Origin of the sequence: Brevibacterium sp. FAM 24630 (assembly GCF_049804075.1) — a bacterium.
Taxonomy (GTDB): Bacteria; Actinomycetota; Actinomycetes; order Actinomycetales; family Brevibacteriaceae; genus Brevibacterium.
Genome location: NZ_JBNBZD010000073.1, coordinates 1 through 586, shown reverse-complemented (window position 1 = coordinate 586; position 586 = coordinate 1). Strand labels below are relative to the sequence as shown.

At 60.2% G+C, this 586-nt stretch carries 1 pseudogene; it reads left to right on the top strand.

Annotated elements, in window-relative coordinates:
• Window positions 1-143: 143 nt before the first annotated feature.
• Window positions 144-586: pseudogene (locus ACPUD7_RS17775) on the top strand (IS21 family transposase); the annotation flags it as partial.

Here is a 586-nt window from a genome sequence, read left to right as displayed (position 1 = left end):
AAGAACTGCCCAGTGGCGGCCACGATTTCTGCCCATCCGAGCATGTAGAACCTCTCATTGAGACACGACCCCGAACCACTTCCGGGAGATGATGACGGTGTCTAATCGATCAACATCCACCACGAGAGGGTTCGGGGCCGCGTATGAAGTCTGACGGAGAAATCATGGAAATTCTAGAAGCGTATGACTCCACAGGGTCCTACCGAGCCGCAGCCGAGTTGGCAGGGTGTTCACACCACACAGTCAAGGCCCACGTCACCGCCCGCGCTCAAGGCCGCCCGGTGGGCGTGCCCGTCCGCCGTGATCGGGTCACGGACGAGTTCATGGACAAAATCACGGAGCTGGTAGCCCGTTCAGGGGGCAGGATCCGTGCCGATAAGGTCCACGAACGCCTTCTTGGACTCGGCTATGAAGGTTCGGAGAGATCAACTCGCCGTGCCGTCGCCCACGCCAAAGCGATCCATGAAAGAGCAGGTCGTCGTGTGCATCGTCCCTGGGTGGCAGAGCCGGGACTGTGGCTGCAATACGACTACGGTGACGGGCCCGTCGTCGGTGGCGTGAAGACGGTGTTGTTCATCGCGTGGTT